The sequence below is a fragment of the Methylobacterium thuringiense genome, assembly GCF_022179645.1.
Classification (GTDB): Bacteria; Pseudomonadota; Alphaproteobacteria; order Rhizobiales; family Beijerinckiaceae; genus Methylobacterium; species Methylobacterium thuringiense.
Window position 1 is genome coordinate 82,507 of sequence record NZ_BPRA01000010.1, and the last position, 22,983, is coordinate 105,489.

At 70.2% G+C, this 22,983-nt stretch carries 26 protein-coding genes; 17 read left to right on the top strand and 9 right to left on the bottom strand.

The features are described from left to right. Positions 1 to 261 precede the first annotated feature (261 nt). Both MFF07_RS12005 and MFF07_RS12010 read left to right on the top strand, forming a co-directional pair. Positions 262 to 1,008, top strand: a complete 747-nt coding sequence (locus MFF07_RS12005; protein ID WP_238232030.1) for a hypothetical protein — start codon at positions 262 to 264, stop codon at positions 1,006 to 1,008. Between the two features lie 122 nt (positions 1,009 to 1,130). Further along, on the top strand, positions 1,131 to 1,364 hold the full coding sequence (locus MFF07_RS12010) for a BrnA antitoxin family protein (RefSeq protein ID WP_147819139.1): 234 nt from the start codon (positions 1,131 to 1,133) through the stop codon (positions 1,362 to 1,364). Positions 1,365 to 1,398: 34 nt separating this feature from the next. Here the strand turns inward: MFF07_RS12010 and MFF07_RS12015 are convergent, their stop codons facing one another. Then, a complete protein-coding gene (locus tag MFF07_RS12015; protein WP_238232033.1) occupies positions 1,399 to 1,698 on the bottom strand; it encodes a hypothetical protein in 300 nt (99 codons plus the stop codon). Between the two features lie 473 nt (positions 1,699 to 2,171). On the opposite strand from MFF07_RS12015, the gene MFF07_RS12020 reads away from it, so the two are divergent. Further along, positions 2,172 to 3,296 carry a histidine kinase dimerization/phosphoacceptor domain -containing protein gene (locus tag MFF07_RS12020; protein WP_147819143.1) on the top strand — a complete coding sequence of 375 codons (1,125 nt, stop codon included), beginning with the start codon at positions 2,172 to 2,174 and terminating at the stop codon, positions 3,294 to 3,296. Then, positions 3,297 to 3,746 carry a response regulator gene (locus MFF07_RS12025; protein ID WP_147819145.1) on the top strand — a complete coding sequence of 150 codons (450 nt, stop codon included), beginning with the start codon at positions 3,297 to 3,299 and terminating at the stop codon, positions 3,744 to 3,746. It begins immediately after the preceding gene. 31 nt (positions 3,747 to 3,777) lie between these two features. Here the strand turns inward: MFF07_RS12025 and MFF07_RS12030 are convergent, their stop codons facing one another. The 3 genes from MFF07_RS12030 to MFF07_RS12040 all read right to left on the bottom strand — a co-directional run bounded on the left by MFF07_RS12030 (position 3,778) and on the right by MFF07_RS12040 (position 6,366). Then, a complete protein-coding gene (locus MFF07_RS12030) occupies positions 3,778 to 4,341 on the bottom strand; it encodes a hypothetical protein (RefSeq protein ID WP_238232035.1) in 564 nt (187 codons plus the stop codon). Positions 4,342 to 4,555: 214 nt separating this feature from the next. After that, complete coding sequence (locus tag MFF07_RS12035) at positions 4,556 to 6,001, bottom strand: carbohydrate porin (RefSeq protein ID WP_373322327.1); 1,446 nt, start codon at positions 5,999 to 6,001, stop codon at positions 4,556 to 4,558. 98 nt (positions 6,002 to 6,099) lie between these two features. Next, positions 6,100 to 6,366: a hypothetical protein gene (locus MFF07_RS12040; protein ID WP_147819150.1), complete on the bottom strand. Its 267-nt coding sequence runs from the start codon at positions 6,364 to 6,366 to the stop codon at positions 6,100 to 6,102. A 244-nt stretch (positions 6,367 to 6,610) separates the two neighbouring features. Here MFF07_RS12040 and MFF07_RS12045 point away from each other — a divergent pair, with 244 nt between their 5' ends. The 5 genes from MFF07_RS12045 to MFF07_RS12065 all read left to right on the top strand — a co-directional run bounded on the left by MFF07_RS12045 (position 6,611) and on the right by MFF07_RS12065 (position 10,964). Then, complete coding sequence (locus MFF07_RS12045) at positions 6,611 to 6,874, top strand: hypothetical protein (RefSeq protein WP_147819152.1); 264 nt, start codon at positions 6,611 to 6,613, stop codon at positions 6,872 to 6,874. A gap of 143 nt (positions 6,875 to 7,017) precedes the next feature. After that, the gene (locus tag MFF07_RS12050) at positions 7,018 to 9,177 is read left to right on the top strand and encodes a TonB-dependent receptor (RefSeq protein WP_238232036.1); all 2,160 of its coding nucleotides are present in this window, start codon (positions 7,018 to 7,020) and stop codon (positions 9,175 to 9,177) included. A 343-nt stretch (positions 9,178 to 9,520) separates the two neighbouring features. Further along, complete coding sequence (locus MFF07_RS12055; protein ID WP_147819154.1) at positions 9,521 to 10,120, top strand: PAS domain-containing protein; 600 nt, start codon at positions 9,521 to 9,523, stop codon at positions 10,118 to 10,120. A 199-nt stretch (positions 10,121 to 10,319) separates the two neighbouring features. Continuing rightward, positions 10,320 to 10,628 (top strand): hypothetical protein, encoded by a 309-nt coding sequence (locus MFF07_RS12060; protein WP_147819155.1) that lies wholly within the window; start codon positions 10,320 to 10,322, stop codon positions 10,626 to 10,628. Positions 10,629 to 10,706: 78 nt separating this feature from the next. Beyond that, positions 10,707 to 10,964 (top strand): hypothetical protein, encoded by a 258-nt coding sequence (locus MFF07_RS12065; RefSeq protein ID WP_147819157.1) that lies wholly within the window; start codon positions 10,707 to 10,709, stop codon positions 10,962 to 10,964. A 173-nt stretch (positions 10,965 to 11,137) separates the two neighbouring features. On the opposite strand, the gene MFF07_RS12070 is transcribed toward MFF07_RS12065, so the two are convergent. Together MFF07_RS12070 and MFF07_RS12075 are read right to left on the bottom strand one after the other, a co-directional pair. Then, complete coding sequence (locus tag MFF07_RS12070; RefSeq protein WP_147819159.1) at positions 11,138 to 12,796, bottom strand: acyl-CoA synthetase; 1,659 nt, start codon at positions 12,794 to 12,796, stop codon at positions 11,138 to 11,140. 182 nt (positions 12,797 to 12,978) lie between these two features. Next, entirely contained in the window at positions 12,979 to 13,170 is a 192-nt protein-coding gene (locus MFF07_RS12075; RefSeq protein ID WP_147819160.1) for a hypothetical protein, read from the bottom strand. A gap of 318 nt (positions 13,171 to 13,488) precedes the next feature. Here MFF07_RS12075 and MFF07_RS12080 point away from each other — a divergent pair, with 318 nt between their 5' ends. The 4 genes from MFF07_RS12080 to MFF07_RS12095 all read left to right on the top strand — a co-directional run bounded on the left by MFF07_RS12080 (position 13,489) and on the right by MFF07_RS12095 (position 17,126). Next, positions 13,489 to 15,270, top strand: coding sequence for an ArnT family glycosyltransferase (locus MFF07_RS12080; RefSeq protein WP_238232038.1), 1,782 nt, complete (start codon positions 13,489 to 13,491; stop codon positions 15,268 to 15,270). Then, the gene (locus MFF07_RS12085) at positions 15,267 to 16,025 is read left to right on the top strand and encodes a glycosyltransferase family 2 protein (RefSeq protein ID WP_147818409.1); all 759 of its coding nucleotides are present in this window, start codon (positions 15,267 to 15,269) and stop codon (positions 16,023 to 16,025) included. Before MFF07_RS12080 ends, MFF07_RS12085 begins: the two co-directional genes overlap by 4 nt. A 4-nt stretch (positions 16,026 to 16,029) precedes the next feature. Next, positions 16,030 to 16,389, top strand: coding sequence for a lipid-A-disaccharide synthase N-terminal domain-containing protein (locus MFF07_RS12090; RefSeq protein ID WP_147818435.1), 360 nt, complete (start codon positions 16,030 to 16,032; stop codon positions 16,387 to 16,389). Positions 16,390 to 16,529: 140 nt separating this feature from the next. After that, on the top strand, positions 16,530 to 17,126 hold the full coding sequence (locus MFF07_RS12095) for a pyridoxamine 5'-phosphate oxidase family protein (RefSeq protein ID WP_147818410.1): 597 nt from the start codon (positions 16,530 to 16,532) through the stop codon (positions 17,124 to 17,126). 4 nt (positions 17,127 to 17,130) lie between these two features. Here the strand turns inward: MFF07_RS12095 and metC are convergent, their stop codons facing one another. After that, complete coding sequence (metC, locus tag MFF07_RS12100; protein ID WP_147818411.1) at positions 17,131 to 18,315, bottom strand: cystathionine beta-lyase; 1,185 nt, start codon at positions 18,313 to 18,315, stop codon at positions 17,131 to 17,133. Between the two features lie 62 nt (positions 18,316 to 18,377). Beyond that, positions 18,378 to 18,566 (bottom strand): ribosome modulation factor, encoded by a 189-nt coding sequence (locus tag MFF07_RS12105; protein WP_147818412.1) that lies wholly within the window; start codon positions 18,564 to 18,566, stop codon positions 18,378 to 18,380. A 270-nt stretch (positions 18,567 to 18,836) separates the two neighbouring features. Between MFF07_RS12105 and MFF07_RS12110 the strand changes: the two genes are divergently transcribed. The 4 genes from MFF07_RS12110 (at position 18,837) to MFF07_RS12125 (ending at position 22,637) form a co-directional block, all read left to right on the top strand. Beyond that, complete coding sequence (locus MFF07_RS12110; RefSeq protein ID WP_147818413.1) at positions 18,837 to 19,856, top strand: catalase family peroxidase; 1,020 nt, start codon at positions 18,837 to 18,839, stop codon at positions 19,854 to 19,856. A 258-nt stretch (positions 19,857 to 20,114) separates the two neighbouring features. Beyond that, complete coding sequence (locus MFF07_RS12115) at positions 20,115 to 20,399, top strand: hypothetical protein (RefSeq protein ID WP_147818414.1); 285 nt, start codon at positions 20,115 to 20,117, stop codon at positions 20,397 to 20,399. Between the two features lie 225 nt (positions 20,400 to 20,624). Continuing rightward, positions 20,625 to 21,512: an EamA family transporter RarD gene (gene rarD / locus MFF07_RS12120; RefSeq protein WP_147818415.1), complete on the top strand. Its 888-nt coding sequence runs from the start codon at positions 20,625 to 20,627 to the stop codon at positions 21,510 to 21,512. A gap of 126 nt (positions 21,513 to 21,638) precedes the next feature. Beyond that, entirely contained in the window at positions 21,639 to 22,637 is a 999-nt protein-coding gene (locus MFF07_RS12125; RefSeq protein WP_147818416.1) for a P1 family peptidase, read from the top strand. On the opposite strand, the gene MFF07_RS12130 is transcribed toward MFF07_RS12125, so the two are convergent. Further along, positions 22,625 to 22,924, bottom strand: coding sequence for a helix-turn-helix domain-containing protein (locus MFF07_RS12130; protein WP_147818417.1), 300 nt, complete (start codon positions 22,922 to 22,924; stop codon positions 22,625 to 22,627). The two genes, MFF07_RS12125 and MFF07_RS12130, sit on opposite strands and share 13 nt — an antisense overlap. Positions 22,925 to 22,983 lie beyond the last annotated feature (59 nt).

Below are 22,983 nucleotides of genomic sequence, written 5' to 3' on the forward strand. Positions count from 1 at the left end.
TGCCGTGGATCGTTACGGCATGCACCGGACCGCATACCGCGTGTCGTACCAGCATGCTGCCCGGATTGGCCATGCCGTTGACCGGGATGCGTGACGCGGCATGGAATATTCCAGTTCGGACGGGAATGCGCTCTGGAATTCCCTTCATGCAGGTATGGAATATCTGATTCCGAATAAGGAATAACTGGTTCTTCGAGGAATATTCCGCTAAGGCATTCCAAGACAGCCGCCAGGCGAAAAAACCGGCTTGAGGACGACGCCATGGTGTTATCGGAAGCCGAAGCCGAGACGCAGCTCGCCGCCCTGCGCCGCCAGCGCGAGGCGCTCGATCGCGCCATCAACGATCTCACCCTCTATCTCGAACTCGGCCGCCGGCTGACGGCCGGCGCGAGGTTTTCGGCCGACGAGCCCCGGTTTCCGGCTCCTGCCTCCGCCGCGGCCGCTTCGACGCCGGGACCGGGCTCGCCCCCGGATCCGGCCGACGACGCGGATCGCCCTGCGCCGCGCCGCCCGGCCGCGGCCGGCGGCGAGTCCCCGGCCGAGCGGCGGCTGCCGCCTTGGTCCGAGCCTGCTTTGGTGCAGCCGTCCTTCCCGGAGACGCCTTCGTCCGGCGTGCCCTCGCCGTCCGGCGAAGCCCGCCCCGCCGCGCCGGGCCCCGCCGACCCCTCGGATCCTGTCCCCGATCCTGCCCAAAATCCTGCCGCGATGGAGGGCGTGCTCTCCGGCGGCGTCCTCGCGCGCCGTTACGGCCGCGCGCTGATCGAGGCGGCCCTGGCGGCGCTGGACGAGGCCGGCCGGCCGCTCCATGCCGCCGAGATCCTGGCGCTGCTCGCCGGCCGCGGCTTCTCCCTGCCGGGCCACGATCCCGTCGCCGCCCTCAACACCCGCCTCTGGAAGCGCTCCGGCCCCGGCGGTCCGCTGAGGCGGATGGGCGATGCGGTCTATGCCCTGGCGGAACCCGGTGCGACGGGCGAGGGCGCCGCGTATCGGGACGAGGACGAGGGGTGAGCCGGTTCCCGCGCGACCTGCGCAGAGGGCCGCAGGCGCACGCGCGAATTACGAGGAGTCGGGCGCGCTGCATTCCGGTATAACGGGCTTTCTGAAATCTCGGACCGGCAGAGCGAAGACCCATGGCCAGATCGACGATGAGCGCCCGGGACGCGGCCGAGGCCGCCTTCAAGAAGACGACGACGAAACCCGTCGAGGCCGCCCCGGTCGCGGCCAGGGCGCCGGCCCTCCCGGGCGGGCGCGAGCAGGTGACCCTGCGCATCGATCGCGACGTGCTGGAGCATTTCCAGGCGGACGGTCCGGGATGGCAGGACCGCCTCAACGCCGCACTCCGCCGGGCCGCCGGCTTGTCCTGAAGCGCCGGGGACCGCGGCCGGCCTAAGCGAGAACTCAGGGTTCCCCGCCGCGCCCCACCGACGACCACAGCGCTTCGAGCAGGTTGGAGCGCTGGTCCGAATAGGACGAGTTCATCTCGGTGATGCGCAGGATGGCCTCGTCGAGGGCGTCGAGGCCGCCGGCGGCTGCGAGCCGTTCGCCGGCCTGGCGCAGTTCGATCACCACGGCCGCCGAGGCGGGGTCGTCGCGATAGGGACCCTCGATGCCGGCGTCGCCCGCGAAGCGGCTCCAGGTGATCTGGCGCAGCAGGGCGTCGACGGTGCGGTCGGTCTCGGAGGTCGACAGGTCGATCATCGAAAATCCTTCGGGCCTTTCACCGTGGCGCGGGGTCGCCTCGCGGCCGTCGACACGGCCCTCGTCACTGTCTTGGCGAGAGGGCCCGGTCGTGCGTCTCGTCGAGGGCTTCATCGGATATCGTGCCGGGCATTCCGCGGCACAACACCGGTCTGGTGGTATTTCGTTCCGTTGCATCTCGTGCGTGTGACGGGCTCCGAAACTTCATGCCGTGGAAGGGCGGTCTACCAGCGGCCGTGGGCTTCGGCTCTCCAAGCCGTCGGCAAGCGCGAATGCGCGTCGCCGCGCGTGCGGCGGGCAGCCCTGAAGGCGTCAGCCGTAAGGGCTACTGGTAGTAAGGGATCCATCGGGCATGGCCACGGTTGTCGCCCGTGGTCCGCATGGCCATGTCACGTGTGGTTGCACGCATCGCCCGCAGGAGCGAGGCGCCGTGCCGGCCGCCGGACGCAATCGGGTAGAAGAGACGGGACGAGATGGAACGGGAGGACGCCTGGAGGCTGACGGACCAGCTGCATGCGGGCACCGGCAAGGGAGACCCCTTCGCCGCCGCCGTGCGCGGCACGCGCATGCCGATGATCATCACCGATCCTCGCCAGGCCGACAACCCGATCGTCTACACCAACAACGCCTTCCTCGCGATGTCCGGCTACGACCGCGACGAGATCATGGGCAAGAACTGCCGCTTCCTGCAGGGACCGGACACCGACAGGGCGGCCGTGCGGCAGATCCGCGATGCGGTCACGAGCAATCGCGACATCGCCATCGATGTCCTGAACTACCGCAAGGACGGCACGTCGTTCTGGAACGCGCTGTATCTCAGCCCGGTGGCCAACGAGGCCGGCGAGGTGCTGTACTTCTTCGCCTCGCAGCTCGACGTCACCGACCGGGTCGACGCCCATCTCAGGACGCAACAGGAGAAGGAGCATTTCGAGCGCGAGGTCGCCCGGCGCACCCGCGACCTGAGCGAGGCGCTGGCCGCCAAGACCATGCTGGTCCACGAGGTCGACCACCGGGTCAAGAACAACCTCCAGATGATCTCCTCCCTGCTGGCGCTGCAGACCCGCACGATCACCGACCCGGCGGCGCGCGCCTCGATGGAATCGATGCTCAGCCGGGTCGAGGCCCTCGGCACGGTCCACCGGCGGCTCTACCAGTCCAACAACGTCGAGCGCTTCGACGTCACCGAATTCGCCCGCGACCTCGCCACCGACCTCGTGCGCGGTTCGGGCCGCGAGGGCATCCGCCTGCATTTCGATTTCGAGCCGGTGGAGGTGCCGGTGGCCAAGGCGCCGCCGATCGCCCTGATGATGAACGAGCTCGTCACCAACGCGCTCAAGCATGCCTTCCCGGACGGCCGCCCCGGGCGGCTCTCGATCCTGGTCGCGCCGGACGACAAGTATTTTTCGATCAAAATTACCGATGACGGCGTTGGTATGCCGGTACCGGTCGAAATATCCGGCAAGCGCTCGTTCGGAAAGCGCCTCACCGAAACGCTTGCGCGCCAGTTGAATGCCAGTATCTCTTGGCAGTCCGCCAATCCCGGCACGACCGTCCACGTCAGTCTGCCCCGCGAATCGGCAGTCAGTTCGGAGACTTGAGTGAGCGACAAGCTGCGGGTTCTGCTGGTCGAGGACGAGGCCCTGATCCTGATGCAGCTCGAGACGCTGCTGGAGGATGCCGGCCACGTCGTCGTCGGCACCGCCATGAACGCCGCGGACGGCGTGGCCCTGGTCTACGAGACGCTGCCCGAGCTGGTGTTCATCGATCTGCGCCTCGGCGACGGCTCGTCCGGTCTCGACGTGGCGCGCGCCGTGCGCGACCTCGACGGCATCACCGCCGTGTTCATCACCGCCAATACGCGCCAGCTCTCCGGCGACCTCGAAGGCGCGGCCGCGGTGATCGCAAAACCGTTCTCGGGCAGCGTGCTGGAGGAGACCGTGGCCTTCCTCGAGCAATGCGTGCGCAACCCGCCGCCCATGATGGCCGTGCCCCACGGCATGATCCTCGCGCCAGCCTACCAGGCGAGCTGGGCCCAGGCCGCCGGCTGAGCCGGCCCGCCCGCAAAGCCTTGCGAAACCGTCACGCCGTCCGCTGCATGTCCTCGGGCTTCGGCGCGTCGGGGGCGGCCCAGTCGGCCGGCGGGCTGATCAGGGTGATCTTGCGGCGGCGCGAGCGCCGGGAGATCTCGGAGATGCGGCAGACGAGGCGCACCGGGGTCTGGGCGGCGAAGCTGAAGGCGGGGCGCCGGGGCATCAGCACGTAGAGGTAGACGTCGTCGTAGGGCTGGCCCGAGAAGCGGGCGTTCGAGCCGTCGAGGTCCTTGGCGACCGCGATGCGGCGGCCGAGCGCCGTGCGGTCCGCCCGGGCGCGCTTGTGCCAGGGCTCGGACGGGCTCTCGTCGATCCAGGTCTGCGGCGCGAGGCGGCCGGCGCCGGGCTTCTTCAGCGTCACGGTCTTGAGGCGGCATTTGTGCTTGTCGACGTCGTGCAGGCGCAGGCGCAGGCAGCGGAACGGCCCGTCGTCGAGATAGTCCGCCCAGGTCAGCGACCAGAGCTGTTCCTCCTCCGCCAGCGCCTTGCGCCGGGCCTGCGCGTCCCGCCGCAGGGTGATCGCGAAGGTGGCGAGGCTCGAGAGCGCCGCCACCCACAACAGGATCCAGGCCGTCAGACTCGATTCGCCGAAAGGCACCGAAACCCCACGCTGACCGGCGCGTACGCCACGGCTGGAATCGTGAGGGGCCGAGGGCGGCCGCGCAAGGCCACGTTTTGCGGTGCACGCGATTGCAACGCCCGGTGTTGCTCTCGCGTCATCGCATGGGGCATGAGGCGATACGCGGGCGAGCCCGCTGGTGAGCCGCTCAATATTGGATCGTCGCCCGCAGGCCGAGCACGGCGGCGTTCTTCACCCGGCCGGCCTCCGGCAGACGCGGGTTGGCGATGCCGCCGCCGGGGCGGAGGATCAGCTGCAGGTCGGGCTGCACCGTGAAGCCCGGCACCACCACCGCCTGATAGGTCGCCTCGACCACCGTCTCGGCCCGCCGGCGCGGCATCGGGATGCCGCTATAGGCGATCGTGTCGGCGTCGGCGCGGCGGGCCTCGTCGCTGATGCGGGCATAGGCGAGGCTGAGGCCGAGCGTGTCGTCGTCGCGGCCCTCGAACAGGCCTTTGTAGGCGAGCCCGGTATCGACATAGGCGTCGACCAGGCTGGAGCTGGTCGGCGACCAGGCGGCGCGCAGGAAGACGCCGAGGCCCTCGTCGTCCTTGCCAGGCTCGCGATAGAGCGTTTGGTCGAGGATCGCGTAGATCCCGGCATTGCCGCGCAAGGGCCGGCCGATGCCGGAGGAATTCGGGTCGGCGAGTGGCAGGCCGGTGTTGTCGAAGCGCAGCGAATCGAAGCGGCCGAAATGCTGCCAGCCGCCCAGCGTGACGTCGCCGGGCAGGCCGTGGGCGTCCTTCTCGGTGTTGTAGGCGTAGGTCGCCTCGGCGACGACCAGGGCCGGGTCGTGCGTGCGAAAGTTCGTGCCGGTGCGGTTGAGGCGCTGCGCCTCCGGGTCGTCGCCGGGGCGGTTGGCGCCGGCCGGATCGCCGTCATAGAGCCCGACCTGTAGCGAAAAGCCACCGCCGGGGACGTATTTCGCCCGCACGGCCGGGGTCGAGAGCGGATAGGCCGGGCCGCCGCTCGGCAGGTTCAAGCCCGTGATCGCCGGCCAGCCGAAGGTGGAATTCACGAACAAAGTCGCGGTCTGGCTGACGAAGAACTCGGTGTCGGCCGCCTGCTGGCCGATGCGCAGGCCGAGCGTGTTGTCGAAGAGCTGCTGGTCGAACCAGAGCACGTAGAGCCGGGACGCGGGCAGGGCCTCGATCACGCTCACGTCGAGCAGGTTGCCGACGTAATAGCGCGACAGGCCGGTGCCGTGGATGAAATAGGCGTTGGCGTGGACGGTCCCGCCCTCCCAGCCCGCGAGCCGTTCGAGGTCGAGGTTGAGCCGCAGGTTCAGGCGGTCCTCGACCGCCGCGCCCCGGCGGACGCCCCCGACCGGATTGCCGAGCAGGTCGGCGACGTAGGTCAGGCTGTACTCAACGCCGCGCTGCTTCAGCACCGGACGCAGGCCGAGTGGGTCGCCGAACGGCCCGAGCGACGGCTCGATCGAGCGGCTGTATCCGCCCGAGGCCTGGCTGGTCGATTCCGGCTGCGAGACCGAGATGCGCGGGTCTCCGCCGGCGCCCTCGAAGACGGGCTTGCTCTCCTCCGCCCGCGCCGGGAAGGCGAGGGCGAGCAGGATCAGGGCCGGGATACGGCGCACCAGAGGGTCCCCCAGCTACGTGGCTCGGGGAGCACGCTACGGGGAAGCGCCGGGTCTCGCCAGGGGGCGGATGCCGAGGCCCGCGGCTTGCGGCTTTTCTACCGCAGGCCGGCCGAGGCGTCGGCCTCGCGGCGGGCGGCCCGCGCCCGGACCGGATGGTTCGGCACGTGCAGCGGTGCGACCATGCTCATGTCCGCGCCCATGATCGAGGTGAGGCGGGCGGTGCGGCCGGCAAAGCCCTGGCCGGGCTTCGGATGCCCCTTGGCCGCGAGCACCAGGGCGGGATCGACGCTCTGCGCGAGAGCGGGGGAGGCGGCGCCGAGAAACGCGAGCGCGGCGGCGACAGTGACGGACCGGACGACCATGGTCGAAATCCCAATACGGACCGCGCTGCAAGGCTGGCGGCACGTCCCCTCGCGAAGGAAGCTAGGCCGTTCGGTTCCGGCCGGATGTGCGCTTTCGCACGACTGCACAGAATCGGGTTTGTCCTGGCATCGCGTGTGGATTCGCACGACGGCCCAGCAAGAGACGCCCCATCTTCAAGTCACACCAAGACGACACGGCCCCCGGAATCGACGGAGACCGCGCCCGGACGACAAGGACATCATCATGAACATTCGTCTCGCATCCGTCGCGACTGCCCTCGCCCTGACCCTGGCAGTCCCCGCCTCCGCCCTCGCGCAGGGTTATGCGGCCTCCGGCAACGTGCCGGTCACGGCCGTCGAAACCGGCCCCGGCTGGCAGCCGCGCTCTGCCGGAGCCGTCGCCCAGCTCCGCGGCGGCGTCGATTCCTCGGCCAAGGGCGGCAACGCGGCCCAGCCCGAGCGGACGGTGCCCCAGTACGGCAACACCGCGGGCGGCCCGGCCTACTGATCAGGCGCAGAGACCGGTCCGAGACCGAGCGGCGGGGCGCAAGCCCCGCCGTTTTCTTTTGCATGGCCGGGACTCGGGCAGCCCACGAACCCGGCTTGACAGGCAGTAACAGCTTAGACTTAGTAGTATAGCACATGCTATAAATGGACGACACGACCATGTTGGGGACGCTACGTGACGGCGCGCGGTTGGCCGGGATCGGGCTCGGCCTGATCGGCTTCGGAGCCCAGCCGGCTGAGGCCGAGGATGTGGCACTCGAGGAGCTGTCGGTCACGGCGGTGGCCCCGGTCCGCGCCGCGGGCGGCGGCAACGGTGGTGGTGGGCGTTTTCCCCCGGGCGTCCTCCCCGTCGTCGCCGACACCTTCTCGTCGGTGACGGTGGTGCCGGGCAGCGAGCTCGCGCGGTCGCAGCCGAGCTCGCTCGGCGACGCGCTGTTCGACAAGCCCGGCCTGTCCGCGTCGAGCTTCGCCCCCGGCTCCGCCTCGCGGCCGATCATCCGCGGCCTCGACAACGGCCGGGTGCGGATCCAGGAGAACGGCACCGGCGTGCAGGACGTCTCCGACCTCGGGGAGGACCACGCGGTGCCGATCAACCCGCTGGTCAACGACCGCATCGAGGTGATCCGCGGCCCCGCCGGCCTGCGCTACGGCAGCCAAGCGATCGGCGGCGTGGTCTCGGCCGAGAACAACCGCATCCCGACCTTCATCCCGGCCAACGGCATCACCGGCCGCGCCACCACCGGCTTCTCCAGTGTCGACAACGGCCGCACCGTCGCCGCCACGGTCGACGCCGGCAGCGACAACGTCGCCGTCCATGCCGACGGATTCAGGAGCGCGGCCGACAGCTACGCCACGCCGCTCGGTATCCAGCGCAACTCCGCCAACGAGAGCCAGGGCGGCGCCTTCGGCACGTCGTACGTGTTCGATCGCGGCTTCGTCGGCGTCTCGTTCAGCCACTACGAGACGCTCTATCAGATCCCCGGCCTCGCCTCGGCCGCGCGGCGCACGCGCCTCGATCCGAACCAGGACAAGCTCCAGACGCGCGGGGAGTACCGGCCGCTCGACGGCCCGTTCTCGGCCGTGCGGTTCTGGCTCGGCGGATCGAACTACCGCCACAACGAGATCGGCATCGGCAACGACGGGGTCGACGGCATCCAGGCCGTCTTCAAGAACCGCGAGGCGGAAGGGCGGATCGAGCTGCAGCACGTGCCCGTCGACACCGATTTCGGCGTCCTCACCGGCACGGCCGGCCTGCAATCCGACCGGCGCAAGATCACCATCTCGGGAGCGGAAGGCGGCCTGCTGCGCCCCACCGACACCCGCGCCAACGCCCTCTACCTGTTCGAGGAGCTCGCGTTGGAGCGCGGCCTGCGCCTGCAGGCGGCCGGCCGTATCGAGGGCAACCGCGTCACCGGCGTCGAGGCGGTGTTCCCCGACGACTTCACCCCTGCCGGCCCCGACGACGAGCCCGCGGAATTCGCCCGCCGCCGCCGCTTCGCCCCGAAGAGCGCCAGCGTCGGCGCCCTGCAGGACCTGCCCTACGGGTTCGTGGCGAGCTTGACCGGCTCCTATGTCGAGCGTGCTCCCGCCGCCGCCGAGCTGTTTTCACGCGGCGCGCACGACGCCCCCGCGACCTTCGAGATCGGCGATCCCGGCCTGAAGCTCGAACGGGCGCGGACCCTCGAGGTCGGCATCCGCCGGGCCGAAGGGCCGCTGCGCCTCGACGCCACCGGCTACGTCACGCGCTATACCGGCTTCATTTTCAAGCGCCTGACCGGGCTGACCTGCGCCGACAGCTTCGGCAGCTGCGGCATCGATGGCGGCGGCCTGAGGCAGGTGGTCTATTCGCAGGCCGCCGCCACCTTCTACGGCGCGGAGATCGCGAGCCAGCTCGACCTGATCCCGGTCGGCGACGGCTTCGCCGGGATCAGCGCGCAATACGATTTCGTCCGGGCGCAGTTCGACGACGGCAGCTACGTGCCGCGCATCCCGCCGCACCGGGTCGGCGGCGGCGTCTTCCTGCGGACGGACGGCTGGTACGCGCAAGTCAGCCTGCTGCACGCCTTCGAACAGATCGAGACCGGAGCCCTAGAGACGGCGACGCCCGGCTACAACGACCTGAAGGCCGAGATCGCCCACACCAAGCCCCTCGACCCGTCCGCGTACGGCGTCAGCGAGGTCACACTCGGCCTGCGCGGCACCAACCTCCTCGACGACGTGATCCGCAACGCCGCCTCGTTCAAGAAGGACGAGGTGGTGCTGCCCGGACGCAACCTGAGGGTCTTCCTCACCGCACGCTTCTGAGACGATGCCGGCGGGTGGGATGCTGGCCGGACCAAGACTGTCGAAGGATCCGTCAGGACGACGACCGAAGCAAAATCTCGGCGTCTTCGTCCATCATGGTACTGGGCGTCGACACGAGACCATTCCGGTTCTTCAGCTATGATCTTCTGTCATCGCGGATACGACGTCGATTGTACGACACCGGACCTAATACTCCGCGCGAAACTCAGCACTGCGTCAATTTCGTACCAAGACGCTCGCGCCGTTGACGGGACGTTTCGCATGGCTAAGGGTCGTCTGACCCTGGATCCTGCGAGACGGCGATGATCTGTGGTGCTGCACGGATTCGAGGAGCGTAACCGGCATGGCGACTGCCCAGGTCGAGCCTGAACTCCACTCTCCGCTGATGGCGGCTCTCGACGCATCGGGCGTCGTCGGCGCCTGGGACTGGGACCATCTGCGGCACGTCGCGATCTACGACCGGGGCGCGGCGGCGCTGCTGGCGGGCGATGCCGCCCTGGCCGGGCGCCCGCTCGACGGCACGATGGCGATGCCCCGCGTGCATCCGGACGATCTCGGCACGCTGGTCGAGGAGACGCTGCGGGCGACGCAGGTGGGCGGGCTGTTCCTCTCGGAGTACCGCGTGCTGCTCGGCAACGGCGCGGTGCGCTGGCTGCTCAGCCGGGGCCGGACCTATCTGGGCGAGTCGGGGCGTCCCCTGCGGACCCGCGGCATCCTCATCGACATCACCGAGGGACGTGAGGACGGACAGAGCTATGTCACCCGCCCGACCGTCGGCGCGGACAACCCGTTCGAGGCCGCCGCCGACCATCTCACCGCAGCGCGCGCGGTGCTGGCCGGCATCGCCCCCTTCCGCCTGCGGGCGGCCCTCGACGTGGCGCTGATGGAGCTCGGCAGGATGGTCGCCGCCGGCATCCGGCTCGACCGGACCAAGCGCCACTGAGCACAGCGGCGGTAACGCGGACGGCCTGACCGGTGTCTTGAATGTCGCCTGTTCGGCATTATCTGTAAAACGGCGCAGTATTTCAAAATACTTTCCGTCTCAGAGACGTCCGGGACTGCAGGTCGGTCTTGCAGGGTGTCTTGGGCGAGACCGGCGTCGGCGTCACGCTGGCGCCCGACACCGCCGGAGCCCGTCCCCCATGACCACGTTCGGCAAGCGCCAGCTGCTCAAGCATCTCGGCACGATCCGCGGGAGCGGCAGCCTCTCGATCGGCGCGGACGGCCGCAGCCTCGGTTCCGTCGCCTACGAGATCGACAGCTTCGTCGACCGGATGATGTATTCTGCCAACGGCCAGATCGAGGGCGATACCGGCCTGCTCGCCGAGGCGTTCGCGGCCGGCACCGCGACGCTGGCCCTCGACGGCGGACGCTCCGTCGCCGTCGTGCTCGCCGACCCGGAGGGCAGCCCGACGGCCGAGATTGTGGTCCGGGACCAGCTGCCGCTCTGAGCGCCGGCCCAAGCCCATCCTAATGGCGGACCCGCCGCGCCTGCGCGGAGCCGCGTTTCCTCGAGCCGAGACGGTTGCATGATGCGCGCGTCGATCCCTGGTCCGATGCGGCCGGCCGGCATGGCCGCCATCGCCGTCACCCTGCTCCTCGCCGGGCTGGCGGCGCCCGGTCCGGCGGGCGCGAAGCCCCTCGCCCAGCCGGCCGTGACCGAAGCCGCGAAGCTCAAGGACATCAAGCTCCAGGGCGAGAAGGCGCAACGCACCGCCGAGGCACGCCAGCGTCTCTGGGACCGCAAGATGAAGGCCGTGAGCGGCAGCATCTGCAACGGGTGCTGAGGCGGTCTGCGGCTGTGTTAAGCTCCACGTCCGTCATTGCGAGCGCAGCGAAGCAGTCCAGGGCCAAGTCCTCGACGGTCGGAGCGTTGGCCCTGGATTGCTTCGCTGCGCTCGCAATGACGTGAAGTATCGAAGTATGGGGAGATTGATCTTACAAATAATGTGCGGATCCATCACCCCTCCCGAGCCCGCTCCCGCAGCACGAACTTCTGCACCTTCCCCGTCGCGGTCTTCGGCAGCTCCCCGAAGATCACCTGCTTGGGCAGCTTGTAGGGCGCCAGCCGCTCGCGGCACCAGGCGACGAGGTCTTCGGCCGACACGTCCCTGCCGTCCTTGAGCTCGACGAAGGCGATCGGGGTCTCGCCCCATTTTTCGTCGGGCTTGGCGACGACGGCCGCCGCCGAGACGGCGGGATGCTTGAACAGGGTGTCCTCGACCTCGATGGACGAGATGTTCTCGCCCCCCGAGATGATGATGTCCTTCGAGCGGTCCTTGAGCTGGATGTAGCCGTCGGGGTGCTTCACGCCGAGATCGCCGGAGCGGAACCAGCCGCCCTTGAACGCGGCCTTGGTCGCCTTGGGGTTCTTGAGGTAGCCGCGCATCACCACGTTGCCCTGGAACATCACCTCGCCGATGCTGGTTCCGTCGGCCGGGAGCGAGGCGAGGGTGTCGGGGTCGCGCACGTCGAGGCCTTCAAGCACGGGGTAGCGCACGCCCTGGCGCGCCTTCTTCGCCGCGCGCTCCTCGGCGGGCAGGTCGTCCCAGGCCCCATGCCAGGCGTTGACCACGGCCGGGCCGTAGGTCTCGGTCAGCCCGTAGAGATGGGTCACCGCGAACCCGGCCTCGCCCATCGCCGCGAGCACGGCTTCCGGCGGCGGCGCGGCGGCGGTGAGGAAATGGACCCGATGGGGCAGGGGTGTCTTCTGCTCGTCGGGGGCGTTCAAGAGCGTCGACATCACGATCGGCGCGCCGGACAGATGCGTGACCGCGTGCTCGCTGAGCGCCGCATACATCGCCGGCGCCCGGACCTGACGCAGGCAGACATGCGTGCCGGCAACGATCGAGAGCGACCAGGGAAAGCACCAGCCGTTGCAGTGGAACATCGGCAGCGTCCAGAGATAGACGGCGTGCTGCGCGAGGTCGGCGGTGATGACGTTGCCGAGGGCCAGCAGAGCCGCGCCGCGGTGGTGGTAGACGACGCCCTTCGGGTCGCCGGTGGTGCCCGAGGTGTAGTTCAGCGAGATCGCGTCCCACTCGTCGGCGGGCATGGCCCAGTCGTGCGCGGGATCGCCGGTCTCCAGGAACGCCTCGTAATCGGTCTTGCCGAGGCGCTCGCCCGCGCCGGTGAAGACGGGGTCGTCGACGTCGATGACGTAGGGCTTCGCCTTCGCCAGCTTCAGCGCGGCCCGGGCGGTCTTCGCGAATTCGCGGTCGACGATCAGGACCTTCGCCTCGCCGTGATCGAGGCAGAAGCCGATGGCCGCGGCGTCGAGCCGGGTGTTGAGGGTGTTGAGCACGGCCCCCGTCATCGGCACGCCGTAGTGGCACTCGATCATCTCGGGGGTGTTGGCGAGCAGCACCGCCACGGTGTCGCCGCGGCCGATCATGCGCTTCGCGAGGGCGGAGGCGAGGCGGCGGCAGCGGGCATAGAGATCGCCGTAGGGGCGGCGCAAATCCCCGTGGATCACGGCGACGTGTTCGGGGAAGGTACGGGCGGCCCGGTCGAGATAGGTCAGCGGCGTCAGCGGCTGGTGATTGGCCGGATTCCGGTCGAGATCCCGATCGTAGATCGATCTTTTCGCGGTTTTTGCCGGTTTCGGCGTCTTGGACATCGACGTGCCCTCCCGCTCGCGAGAGTAGCCGGACGCGGGGGGCGATCAATCGGATTCGCCGGACACGAAAAAGCCCGCGTCGCGCCGGGCGCCGCAGGCTTTTCGTGATCGTAGGATCGGGTCGGTTTCGGCGTGAGCCGGCTAAACGAACGCTCGGATCCGTGCGGGATCCGGGTTCGATCTCAGCGGTCGTGACCGTTGAGAAGCTTCTCGATGGCAGCGAGGCCGCTGCGCTCTGCAGCTTCTTCCGTGGTCTGCAGGCGGTCCGCCCGCTGGAAGAGCTTGCCGTTACGACGGATCGCCCAGGTGAAGTGTCCGGCCGGGCGCTCGCATGCTGCGATTTCGAGGGTGTAGGGATTCGCTGAGTTGCTCATGGCAAGGATATAGGGCGCAGGATTGGGATCGGCTACCGCACTGCCGCATATCTCGGTTGCGGGTTGTTATGGGAACCCGCGCGATTGACTTTCACGGGGCGATCATCGACACGGCGGCCCGTTCATGTCTCTCACGAAATTCCCGGTCGCGGACGCCTTTCCCGCGAGGCCACGGTGGCGCGACGGGTGTTTTGCGGGAAGCACGCACGTCTCCATGGTGCCCGCGCGATGGTGCCCGCATCCGGCAGGCGGCCTTGCGGTGCCGAACCCGTCACCGGATCGGAACGCCCGCATGACCCCTTCGCTCACCGGGGCACCATGGCAAGCCTGACGGCCGGTAGCGCCGCGCCGGTGTCTTCCCCGCGCAGTTCCGCGACCCGCTTGGCGGGCCTCCTCGCCGCGGCCCTGCACCGGGCGGACCGGGCGCTCGGCTTCGCGGCGGAGGGGCATCTGCGGGCCTGCGCGCTCCTGCTGGCGCTCGCCCTCGTCTGCTTCCTGCCGGGCTTCGTCTCGCTGCAGCCGATGGACCGCGACGAGCCGCGCTTCGCCCAGGCCTCCAAGCAGATGCTGGAGACCGGCGACCTCGTCGACATCCGCTTCCAGGGGGAGGCGCGCCACAAGAAGCCGGTCGGCATCTACTGGGCCCAGGCCGCCACGGTGGCTGCGGGCGAGGCCCTCGGCGTCGAGAAGGCCCGCACCACCATCGCGCTCTACCGGCTGCCCTCGCTGATCGGCGCGCTCGCGGCGTCCCTGCTGGCCTATTGGGCGGCGCTGGCCGTCCTGCCCCGGCGCGGTGCCGTGCTGGCGGCGGCGCTCTTCACCGCCTGCCTGATGCTCTCGGCCGAGGCGCGCCTCGCCAAGACCGATGCGCTGCTCACCGCCTGCGCGGTGGCGGCGATGGGGGCTTTGGCCCGGGCCTGGCTCGGCCGGGTGCGGCTCGAGCGCGAGCGCGCCCCGCCCTCGCGGGGCACCGCCCTGGTGTTCTGGCTTGCCGTGGCGCTCGGCATCCTGGTCAAGGGACCGATGGTGCCGCTCTTCGCCGGCCTCGCGGCCCTGGTGCTGGCGATCCGCGAGCGTTCCTGGCGGTGGCTGCTGGCGCTGCGGCCCGTGCCCGGACTGGTGCTGACGCTCGCGATCGTCGCGCCATGGTTCCTGGCCATCGCCTGGAAGAGCGGCGGCGCCTTCTTCGGAGAGGCGGTCGGCCACGATATGCTCGCCAAGGTCGGCACCGGCGCGGAAAAACACTGGGCGCCGCCGGGCTCGTACCTCGTCGTGTTCTTCGCCACCTTCTGGCCGGGCGCCGCCTTCGCGGCGCTTTCGCTGCCCTTCGCCTGGCGGCACCGCCGCGACGATTCCGTCGCGTTCCTCCTCGCCTGGATCGTGCCGGCCTGGGCCCTGTTCGAGGCGGTGCCGACGAAGCTCCCGCACTATGTGCTGCCGCTGATGCCGGCCGTGGCGATTCTCACCGTGCTGGCTCTCGCACGCGGACCGGTCCTGCGGCGCCGCTGGGAGACCGTGGCCGCCTGGCTCGTCGTGGCGGTTCCCCTCGGCGTTACGATCGGGGTCGTCGCGATCGGTTGGCAGCTCGACCAAACCATTCCCTGGCTCGCCCTGCCGCCGCTGCTCGCGGCCTGCGCATTGGCCGGCCTATCCTGGCCGGCGTTTGCCCGTGGCCTGGGGGAGGGCGCGCTGGCGCTCGGAGTGGGGGCGGGGGCGCTGCTCTCGGTGGGCGCGTTCGGCTTGGCCCAGCCGGAGGTGCCGGCCCTCAAGATCTCGCCGCGCCTCGCTGCGATCCGCGATGCCCTGCCCTGCAAGACGGTGCAGACCGCGAGCCTCGGCTACCGCGAACCGAGCCTCGTCTTCCTCATCGGCACCGACCTCGCCACGCCGAATACCGGCGCGGAGGCCGTCGCCTTCCTGCGGGCCGGCGGCTGCCGCCTCGTCTTCGTCGAGGGCCGCCACGCGCAGGACTTCGCGAGCGCCGCCGCCGGGCTCGAGGCCGCGCGTGTCGGCACGGTCGCGGGCTTCAACATCAACACCGGCCGGCGGACCGAGCTCTCGGCCTACGCCACCGGGCTTGCCGGAGCGCCTGCGCCATGAACGCGGATCCCCTAGCCACCCCGCGCCTGAGCGTGGTCGTGCCGGTCAAGAACGAGGCCGGCAACATCGAGGCGCTGGTCGCCGAGATCGGCCGGGCCTGCGCCGGGCTTGCGCCCTTCGAGGTGATCTACGTCGACGACGGCTCCACCGATGCGACCCTGGCCACGCTCAAGGCCCTGAAGGCCCGCACGCCCTGGCTCAGGATCGTCCGGCACGACAGCAGCGGCGGCCAGAGCGGCGCCGTGCGCAGCGGCGTGCTGCATGCCCGCGCCTCCGTGATCGCGACGCTCGACGGCGACGGCCAGAACGATCCGGCCTTCATCCCCGCCCTCTACGCCGCCCTCGACCAGGGCGGTCCGGGCGTGGGCCTCGCGCAGGGCCAGCGCACCAGCCGCAAGGGCGGCTGGAAGCGGTTCCAGTCCCGCATCGCCAACGGCGTGCGCGGCCGCGTCCTGAAGGACGCCACCCGCGACACCGGCTGCGGCCTCAAGGTGTTCCGCCGCGAGGTCTATCTGGCGCTGCCCTATTTCGACGCGCTGCACCGCTTCATGCCGGCGCTGGTGACGCGCGAGGGATTTTCGGTGGTCCATCGCGACGTGGTCGACCGGCCGCGCTTCACGGGCACCTCGAATTACGGGATGTTCGACCGACTCTGGGTCGGGCTCCTCGACCTCGCCGGGGTCTGGTGGCTGATCCGGCGCCGCCGGCCCGCGCCGCGGGCGAGCGAGACCGACACCTCGGATGAAATCGGATGACGCCATGCTGATCCAGCTCGCCGAGGACCTGCCGGCCTATTTTTACGACGTCTTCGTCACCCGCTTCGATTTCTGGTTGGTCTTCGGCATCCTGGCGCAGCTGGTGTTCGGCTCGCGCTTCATCCTCCAATGGATCGCCAGCGAGCGGGAGGGCCGCAGCGTGATGCCGCTGTCGTTCTGGTTCCTCTCCATCGTCGGCGGCCTGATGACCCTGGTCTACGGCTTCGTGCGCAAGGAGCCGGTGATCATCATCGGGCAGGGGCTCTCGACGGGCATCTACGTGCGCAACCTCGCACTGATCTTCCGCGAGCGGCGCCGGCGGCTGGGGCGCGAGGCCGAGGCGGCGTCGACGAAGACCCGTTGATAGCAAAGATTTCAACTTCAAATTGTTGACCTGGGCTCAGCTTCCGGGTTTCGAGGAGGGCGACGCAACTCAGCGGGCTGCCCTGTTCATCAGGAGTTAATTTCTGGTTCGTCAGCAGGGGGCTAAGACAAAGGGCCCAGATGGCGGAACTGCCCCCATTCTACGATGATCTCGTCGCCTGCCACGACGAGCTCTGGCGGCGTCTGGAACAGGGCGTGGCCGACCGGAATAGCGGCTTCCACACGCCGGCGCTGGCGACGGTCGACCTGCACGGGCGGCCGCAGGTGCGGACGGTGGTTCTGCGCGACGCCGACCGTGCTGCCGGCACGCTGCGCATCCACTGCGACCGGCGCTCCGAGAAGGCCGTCGAGATCGCCGCCACGGGCAGCGCCGCGCTCCAGGCCTACGATCGGGACGCGAAGATCCAGATCCGCGTCGACGGCACGGCCGAACTCCACACCGACGACTGGTTCGCGGAATCGATCTGGACCGAGGCCCAGCCGATGAGCCGCGCGGTCTACGGCATCGTTCCGGGGCCCGGCACCGCGCTGCTCAACGGCGGCGGCTACACGCTGCCGGGGGCGGACGAGGCGATCCTCGCCGGCCGCGACAACTTCGGCGTGGTCGTGATTCGGGCCGAGCGCCTGGAATTCCTCTACCTCGACCGCCGCGGCCACCGCCGCGCCCTCTGGCTGCGCAGCGATGCGGGCTGGGTGGAGACCTGGCTGGCGCCGTGACCGTTCAGGCCGCTGCCATCCGTTCGAACCCCGCCGCGAGATCCGCCTTCAGGTCTTCCATGTCCTCCAGCCCGATATGGAAGCGCAGGGCCGGGCCTTCCGCTTGCCAGCGGGTGGCGGTGCGGTAGAGGGTCGGGTCGAAGGGGATGACGAGGCTCTCGAAGCCGCCCCAGGAAAAGCCCATCCCGAACAGTTCGAGCCCGTCGAGCAGCGCTGCGAGACCGTCCTCGGAGACCGGGTTCAGGATCACGCCGAACAGGCCCGACGCCCCGAGGAAGTCGCGCCTCCAGATGGCGTGGCCGGGATCGTCGGGCAGGGCAGGGTGCAGCACCCGAGCGACCTCAGGCCGGGCCTTGAGCCATTCGGCCATGGCGAGGCCGCGGATGCCGTGCTCGCGCAAGCGAAGGCCCATGGTCCGCAGGCCTCTGAGTCCCAAAAAGATGTCTTCGGGGCCGGCACAGGGGGCGAAGTGCTCGTAGGTGCGCTTGATCGCCGGGTACCAGCGCTCGGTCGCCGAGACGAGGCCGATCAGCAGGTCCGAGCCGCCGGAGAGGTACTTGGTGCCGGCCTCCACCGCGATGTCGACGCCGCGCTCGTGCGGCGGAAACAGCAGCGGCGTCGCCCAGGTGTTGTCCATGATCACCGCGCCGCCGCGGGCATGCATGGCGTCGCTGATCGCCGGCACGTCCTGCATCTCGAAGGTCTGCGAGCCCGGCGCCTCGACGAGCACGGCCTTGGTGTTGTCGCGCATCAGTTCGGCGATGCCGGCGCCCACCAGCGGGTCGTAGTATTCGACCTCGACGCCGTAGCGGCTCAGGACCCCATCGCAAAAGATCCGGGTCGGGCGGTAGGCGGAATCGGTGACGAGGAGGTGGTCGCCCGCGCTGACCACGGCCATCAGGGCGATGGTCAGCGCCGAGAGCCCCGACGGCGTCAGGACGGTGCCGGCCGCCCCCGCGATCTCGGTCCAGGCCTCGGACAGCGCGTCCATCGTCGGCGTGCCGGAGGTGCCGTAATTGTAGCGCCCGCGCCGGTGCTTGATGTCGTCGTAGGTCGGATAGAGCACCGTCGAGCCGCGATAGATCGGCGTGTTGACGAAGCCGTGCTGCGCGCCGGGATCGCGGCCGGCGAGCACGAGACGGGTGTCGGCGCCGAAGCGGCCGAGATCGCGCGGTGGTGTTTTCGACATGTGCCTTGCGGAGCGGGGTTTTTCGGAGCCGGGGGCCTTTCAGCCCACCCGCACCCGCGCCGTCAAGCGGTCCGGCCCTCGGGCAGATCCGTGCCCCGGTCGTCGACCGCCGCCTCCGCGAAGGCCTGGAGCCAGGCCTGCCGCTCCTGCGATCCCTCGGGGTAGGGACAGTCGGCGGCGCTCTTGCCGTAGACGCGCGCGTTGCGGCCCTGGATGAACGGGCTGTCGCTCGCGGTGGCCTGTTCGGTCATGGGGTTTCCCTCGGATGGCGTGCCCGGCCCGCTGCCGGCGACGTCCATCCTCAACGAGCCTGCGCCCGGCCCGTTTCCTGCCTGCGTCGTCGCGGGGCCTCTGCACCCTTCGTACAGCGGCCGCAACCACGGCCTTCATACCAGTGGCCCTTACGGCTGACGCCTTCAGGACAGCCCGCCGCACGCGCGGCGACGCGCATTCGCGCTTGCCAACGACCGTTGGTATGCAAGCCGTCGGGCAACGCCGACGCCAGATTCGGAGACCTCCGCATGCCGCGTTCCTTGCCCCTTTCCTTGCCCTGTTCCCTGCCCCGTCGCAGCCTGTTCGCGCTGTCCCTGCTCACCCTCGGCCTGATCGCCGCCGCACCCGTCCGCGCCGAAGAGGCCTCGACCGCCGAACAGACCGTCGACGTGATGAACACGCTGTTCGGCAAGCATCCGGGCCTGCGCGCCAACCATGCCAAGGGCATCGTGGTCGAGGGCAGCTTCACCCCGAGCCCCGAGGCCGCCGCCTTGAGCAAGGCCTCCCTGTTCAAGGGACCGGCCGTGCCGGTGACCGCCCGCTTCTCGGATGCCACCGGCGTGCCGACGATTCCCGACGGCTCGCCCGACGCCACCCCGCACGGCCTCGCCCTGCGCTTCAAGCTGCCCGACGGCGACATGGACGTCGTGGTCAACGCCCTGAAATTCTTCCCCGTGGCCACGGGGGAAGAGTTTCGCGACCTGCTGACCGCCATCGCGAAGAGCGGTCCGGATGCGGCCAAGCCGACGCCGCTGGAGCGCTTCGTCGCCAGCCACCCGGCGGCCGGCAAGGCCGGCGCCACCGCGAAGACGCCGACGAGTCTCGCGCGCCAGACCTTCAACGGCATCAACGCCTTCGTGCTGGTGGATGCCGCCGGCAGGCGTCAGGCGTTTCGCTGGCGCTTCGTCCCGGTGGAGGGCGAGGACCTGATGGCGCCGGACGCGGCCGCCAGGCAGTCGCCGACCTTCCTCATGGACGAGATCCGCACCCGCCTCGGCACGGCGCCCGCGGCCTATCGCGTCGAGGCGCAGCTGGCGGAATCCGGCGACCCGACCGACGACGCCACCAAGCCCTGGCCGGAGGCGCGCAGGAGCGTCGTCCTCGGCACGCTGACCCTGACCAAGCCCGTCGCCGACAGCCTGGAGGCCGAGAAGGCGCTCCTGTTCCTGCCGAACGCCCTCGTGGACGGCGTCGAGGTCTCGGACGATCCGCTGATCGACGCCCGCGTGCAGGCCTACGCGGTGTCGTTCGGGCGGCGCTCGCAGTGAGGCGGCCGGCGTCGGATCCGGCGACGCCTCCCCGGACGCCCGGAACGCCTGGACGGCGTCCGGGGAGGGGACGTCATGAAGTGCTAACCATATCGCCCGACGACCTGTTCGGACCGCGGCCCGGCCCTTCGTTTCGTTAACGGGGCCCTCCTATCCTCGTTACAGGTTGCACGAGACCGGGCGGCGCATGCCGTCCGCGGGCTCCGGCAGCCGCGGTTCCGTTCCCCGTCCGGCCCCGTCATCGTCGAGTGTGGTGCGTTGCGTATCCTGCGTTCCCTGGTCCTCGCCGGCACCGTCGGCCTCAGCACCCTCGTGACCGGCTTCGTGGCCGCCGACAGGCTGGCGCACACGACGTTCCGGGCGCCCCCCGCGACGACCGTCGCCAAGGCCCCGGCGACGGAGCCCGAGACCACCGGCACCGTCGTCCAGACCGCCGAGGCGCCCGCGGCGAAGCCCGCCCGCGCGATGGGCGGGTTCGACACCGAACGCCTCAACGCCCTGATGCGCGGCGAGATGCCCCCGGCCCCCACCCGCAAGCGCTGAGGTTTTTTCGCGCATTCCGATGTGCGCCGATCCCGACCGCCGGTCGCGATCGACGCGTCCGCCGCACGCGCGGCGGCGCGCGTTCGCGCTTGCCAACGGCCGAGCGCGGGAGAGCCGACGTCAACGGCCGTCGGTATGACTGACCTGCGCAGGCCGGCTGCCGCGACGCGCGCGACAGGGTAGAACCCGGCCGTCCGAACCGGACTGTCGCCGGAAGCCGCTCCCGTGGGCCTGATCTACGCGCTGCTCGCCTATCTGAGCTGGGGCCTCGTGGTGCCGGTGCATTTCCGGCTGCTCGACGGCGTCTCGGCCGAGGCGATCCTGGCGCACCGCATCGTCTGGTCGGCCGTGTTCGTCACGATCCTGCTGGTCGTGCTGCGCAGGCGGCTGGCGAACCCGTTTCCGCTGCGGCCGCGCCACGCGCTGCTCGTCGCCTCGGCGCTGGCCATCGCCTTCAACTGGATGCTGTATCTTGTGGCCGTCGGCTCCGGGCACATGCTCGACGCGAGCCTCGGCTACTTCATCAACCCGCTGGTCAGCGTCGGCCTCGGCGCCCTGGTGCTCGGCGAGCGGCTGAGGCCGGTGCAGATGGTCTCCGTCGCGATCGCGCTGCTCGGCGTCGTCCTCGCGCTGCTGATGGCCGGGCGGCTGCCGCTGCTCTCCCTCGGCCTCGCGGTCAGCTTCGCGCTCTACGGGCTCTTCCGGAAGATCGTCGGCGTCGACGCGATGATCGGCTTCTTCGCCGAAACGTTTTTGCTGCTGCCGGCGGCGTTGCCCTACGTCCTGCTCGCGCCCGATGCCGTCCCCGCCGACGGCCGCCAGTTCGGCCTGCTGCTCCTCACCGGCATCACCACCGCCCTGCCGCTGATCTGGTTCGCTGCCGCCGCCCAGCGCCTCAGCCTCGCGACCTTGGGGCTGATGCAATACCTCGCCCCCTCCTGCCTGATGCTGCTCGGCATCGTGTTCTACGGCGAGACCCTGCCGCCGGACCGGATCGTGCTGTTCGCACTGATCTGGCTGGCGCTGCTGCTCTATGCGGGCGACTCCCTGCGAACCGCTCGCCGGAATCGCGCTGCCGTGCGAGCTTCTCGATCGAGTGATCTTCGAGGCTGAAGCCTCGAAGATCGTCCGCTGCATGGGCGGCGGCGCGCAGTCGCGCTTGCCAACGACCTGTCGCTGAAAGATTCGTCGTTGTCGGTCGTCGGTCGAGAATGCGACGAGCCAAGCCGGGGAGCCGCCATGCGCAACAGCCTCACCGACATCGCGGGCATCCGCGTCGGCCATGCCGGCGACGAACGCCTCGGCAGCGGCGTCACCGCGATCCTGTTCGACCGGCCCGTGGTGGCGTCCGTGGACGTGCGCGGCGGCGGCCCGGGCACGCGGGAGACCGACCTGCTCGACCCCTCGGCCACGGTCGCGGCGATCGACGCCCTCAGCCTGTCGGGCGGTTCCGCCTTCGGGCTGGATGCCGCCGCCGGCATCGTCGCGCGGCTCGCCGAGACGGGCAGGGGCTTCTGCGTCGGCGGCATGCGCGTGCCGATCGTGCCGGGCGCAATCCTGTTCGATCTCCTGAACGGCGGCGACAAGGATTGGGGCCGGTTCCCGCCCTATCGCGACCTCGGCTACGCGGCCGCCCTCGCCGCGGCGGAAGATTTTGCGATGGGCTCGGTCGGGGCCGGGCTCGGCGCGCGTACGGCGAACCTCAAGGGCGGTATCGGCAGCGCCTCGGCGCAGGTGCCGGACCGGCCGTTCCGCGTCGGCGCCCTGGCCGCGGTCAACGCCTTCGGCCGGGTCACGGTGGGGCAGGGGCGGCAGTTCTGGGCGGCCCCGTTCGAGCGCGGCGCCGAGTTCGGCGGCCTCGGCTTCCCGTCACCGGTGCCGGCCGACGCCTTCTCCTGGCCGCGCGAGGCGCTGCCCGGCACCAACACCACCCTCGCCGTGATCGCCACCGACGCGGCGCTGACCAAGGCTCAGGCCAAGCGCCTCGCGGTGACGGCGCAGGACGGCCTGGCGCGCGCCATCCACCCGGTCCACACGCCGCTCGACGGCGACGTGGTGTTTGCGGTGTCCACCGGCCGTCTGCCCCTCGCCGATCCCGTCGGCGACCTCGCCCGCATCGGCGCAGCGGCGGCGGACACTCTGGCCCGCGCCGTGGCGATCGGCGTGTTTTCGGCGACGCGCCTGCCGTGTCTCGCTCTGCCGGCGTGGCGGGATCACTTCGGTGATCAGCCCGGCTGACCGAGGATGTCCTCGACGAGGCGGGGATTCTTGTCCAGCAGAGCCAGGAGGACGCGGGCCGGTCCCTGCGGCTGTCGGCGCTGGTGCTCCCACTGGCGCAGGGTCGCCACCGGCACGCCGATGCTGGCCGCAAAGGCGGGCTGGGCCTTGCCGGTCCGCTTGCGGATCGCCGCCACGTCCACGGCGTCCGGCACGTGGACGATCATGCCGGGCGGCGTTTCACCTCCGGCATGAGCGTCGGCCTCCTGCAGTGCGGACAGCGTCCGCTCGAAAATGTCTCTCGCCACGATTCGTGTTCTCCCCGACTACGATGACGCTCGGGTTCGTCTGGTGCGCCAATGGGCCT

Bases quoted from the DNA above. Each gene is read 5' to 3' on its own strand.
- metC (WP_147818411.1), bottom strand. From the start codon at position 18,315: ATGTCGAAAACACCACCGCGCGATCTCGGCCGCTTCGGCGCCGACACC.
- MFF07_RS12045 (WP_147819152.1), top strand. From the start codon at position 6,611: ATGAACATTCGTCTCGCATCCGTCGCGACTGCCCTCGCCCTGACCCTG.
- MFF07_RS12070 (WP_147819159.1), bottom strand. From the start codon at position 12,796: ATGTCCAAGACGCCGAAACCGGCAAAAACCGCGAAAAGATCGATCTAC.
- MFF07_RS12015 (WP_238232033.1), bottom strand. From the start codon at position 1,698: ATGATCGACCTGTCGACCTCCGAGACCGACCGCACCGTCGACGCCCTG.
- MFF07_RS12090 (WP_147818435.1), top strand. From the start codon at position 16,030: ATGCTGATCCAGCTCGCCGAGGACCTGCCGGCCTATTTTTACGACGTC.
- MFF07_RS12050 (WP_238232036.1), top strand. From the start codon at position 7,018: ATGGACGACACGACCATGTTGGGGACGCTACGTGACGGCGCGCGGTTG.
- MFF07_RS12075 (WP_147819160.1), bottom strand. From the start codon at position 13,170: ATGAGCAACTCAGCGAATCCCTACACCCTCGAAATCGCAGCATGCGAG.
- MFF07_RS12055 (WP_147819154.1), top strand. From the start codon at position 9,521: ATGGCGACTGCCCAGGTCGAGCCTGAACTCCACTCTCCGCTGATGGCG.
- MFF07_RS12105 (WP_147818412.1), bottom strand. From the start codon at position 18,566: ATGACCGAACAGGCCACCGCGAGCGACAGCCCGTTCATCCAGGGCCGC.
- MFF07_RS12005 (WP_238232030.1), top strand. From the start codon at position 262: ATGGTGTTATCGGAAGCCGAAGCCGAGACGCAGCTCGCCGCCCTGCGC.
- MFF07_RS12085 (WP_147818409.1), top strand. From the start codon at position 15,267: ATGAACGCGGATCCCCTAGCCACCCCGCGCCTGAGCGTGGTCGTGCCG.
- MFF07_RS12060 (WP_147819155.1), top strand. From the start codon at position 10,320: ATGACCACGTTCGGCAAGCGCCAGCTGCTCAAGCATCTCGGCACGATC.
- MFF07_RS12010 (WP_147819139.1), top strand. From the start codon at position 1,131: ATGGCCAGATCGACGATGAGCGCCCGGGACGCGGCCGAGGCCGCCTTC.
- MFF07_RS12110 (WP_147818413.1), top strand. From the start codon at position 18,837: ATGCCGCGTTCCTTGCCCCTTTCCTTGCCCTGTTCCCTGCCCCGTCGC.
- MFF07_RS12040 (WP_147819150.1), bottom strand. From the start codon at position 6,366: ATGGTCGTCCGGTCCGTCACTGTCGCCGCCGCGCTCGCGTTTCTCGGC.
- MFF07_RS12065 (WP_147819157.1), top strand. From the start codon at position 10,707: ATGATGCGCGCGTCGATCCCTGGTCCGATGCGGCCGGCCGGCATGGCC.
- MFF07_RS12020 (WP_147819143.1), top strand. From the start codon at position 2,172: ATGGAACGGGAGGACGCCTGGAGGCTGACGGACCAGCTGCATGCGGGC.
- MFF07_RS12125 (WP_147818416.1), top strand. From the start codon at position 21,639: ATGCGCAACAGCCTCACCGACATCGCGGGCATCCGCGTCGGCCATGCC.
- MFF07_RS12095 (WP_147818410.1), top strand. From the start codon at position 16,530: ATGGCGGAACTGCCCCCATTCTACGATGATCTCGTCGCCTGCCACGAC.
- MFF07_RS12080 (WP_238232038.1), top strand. From the start codon at position 13,489: ATGGCAAGCCTGACGGCCGGTAGCGCCGCGCCGGTGTCTTCCCCGCGC.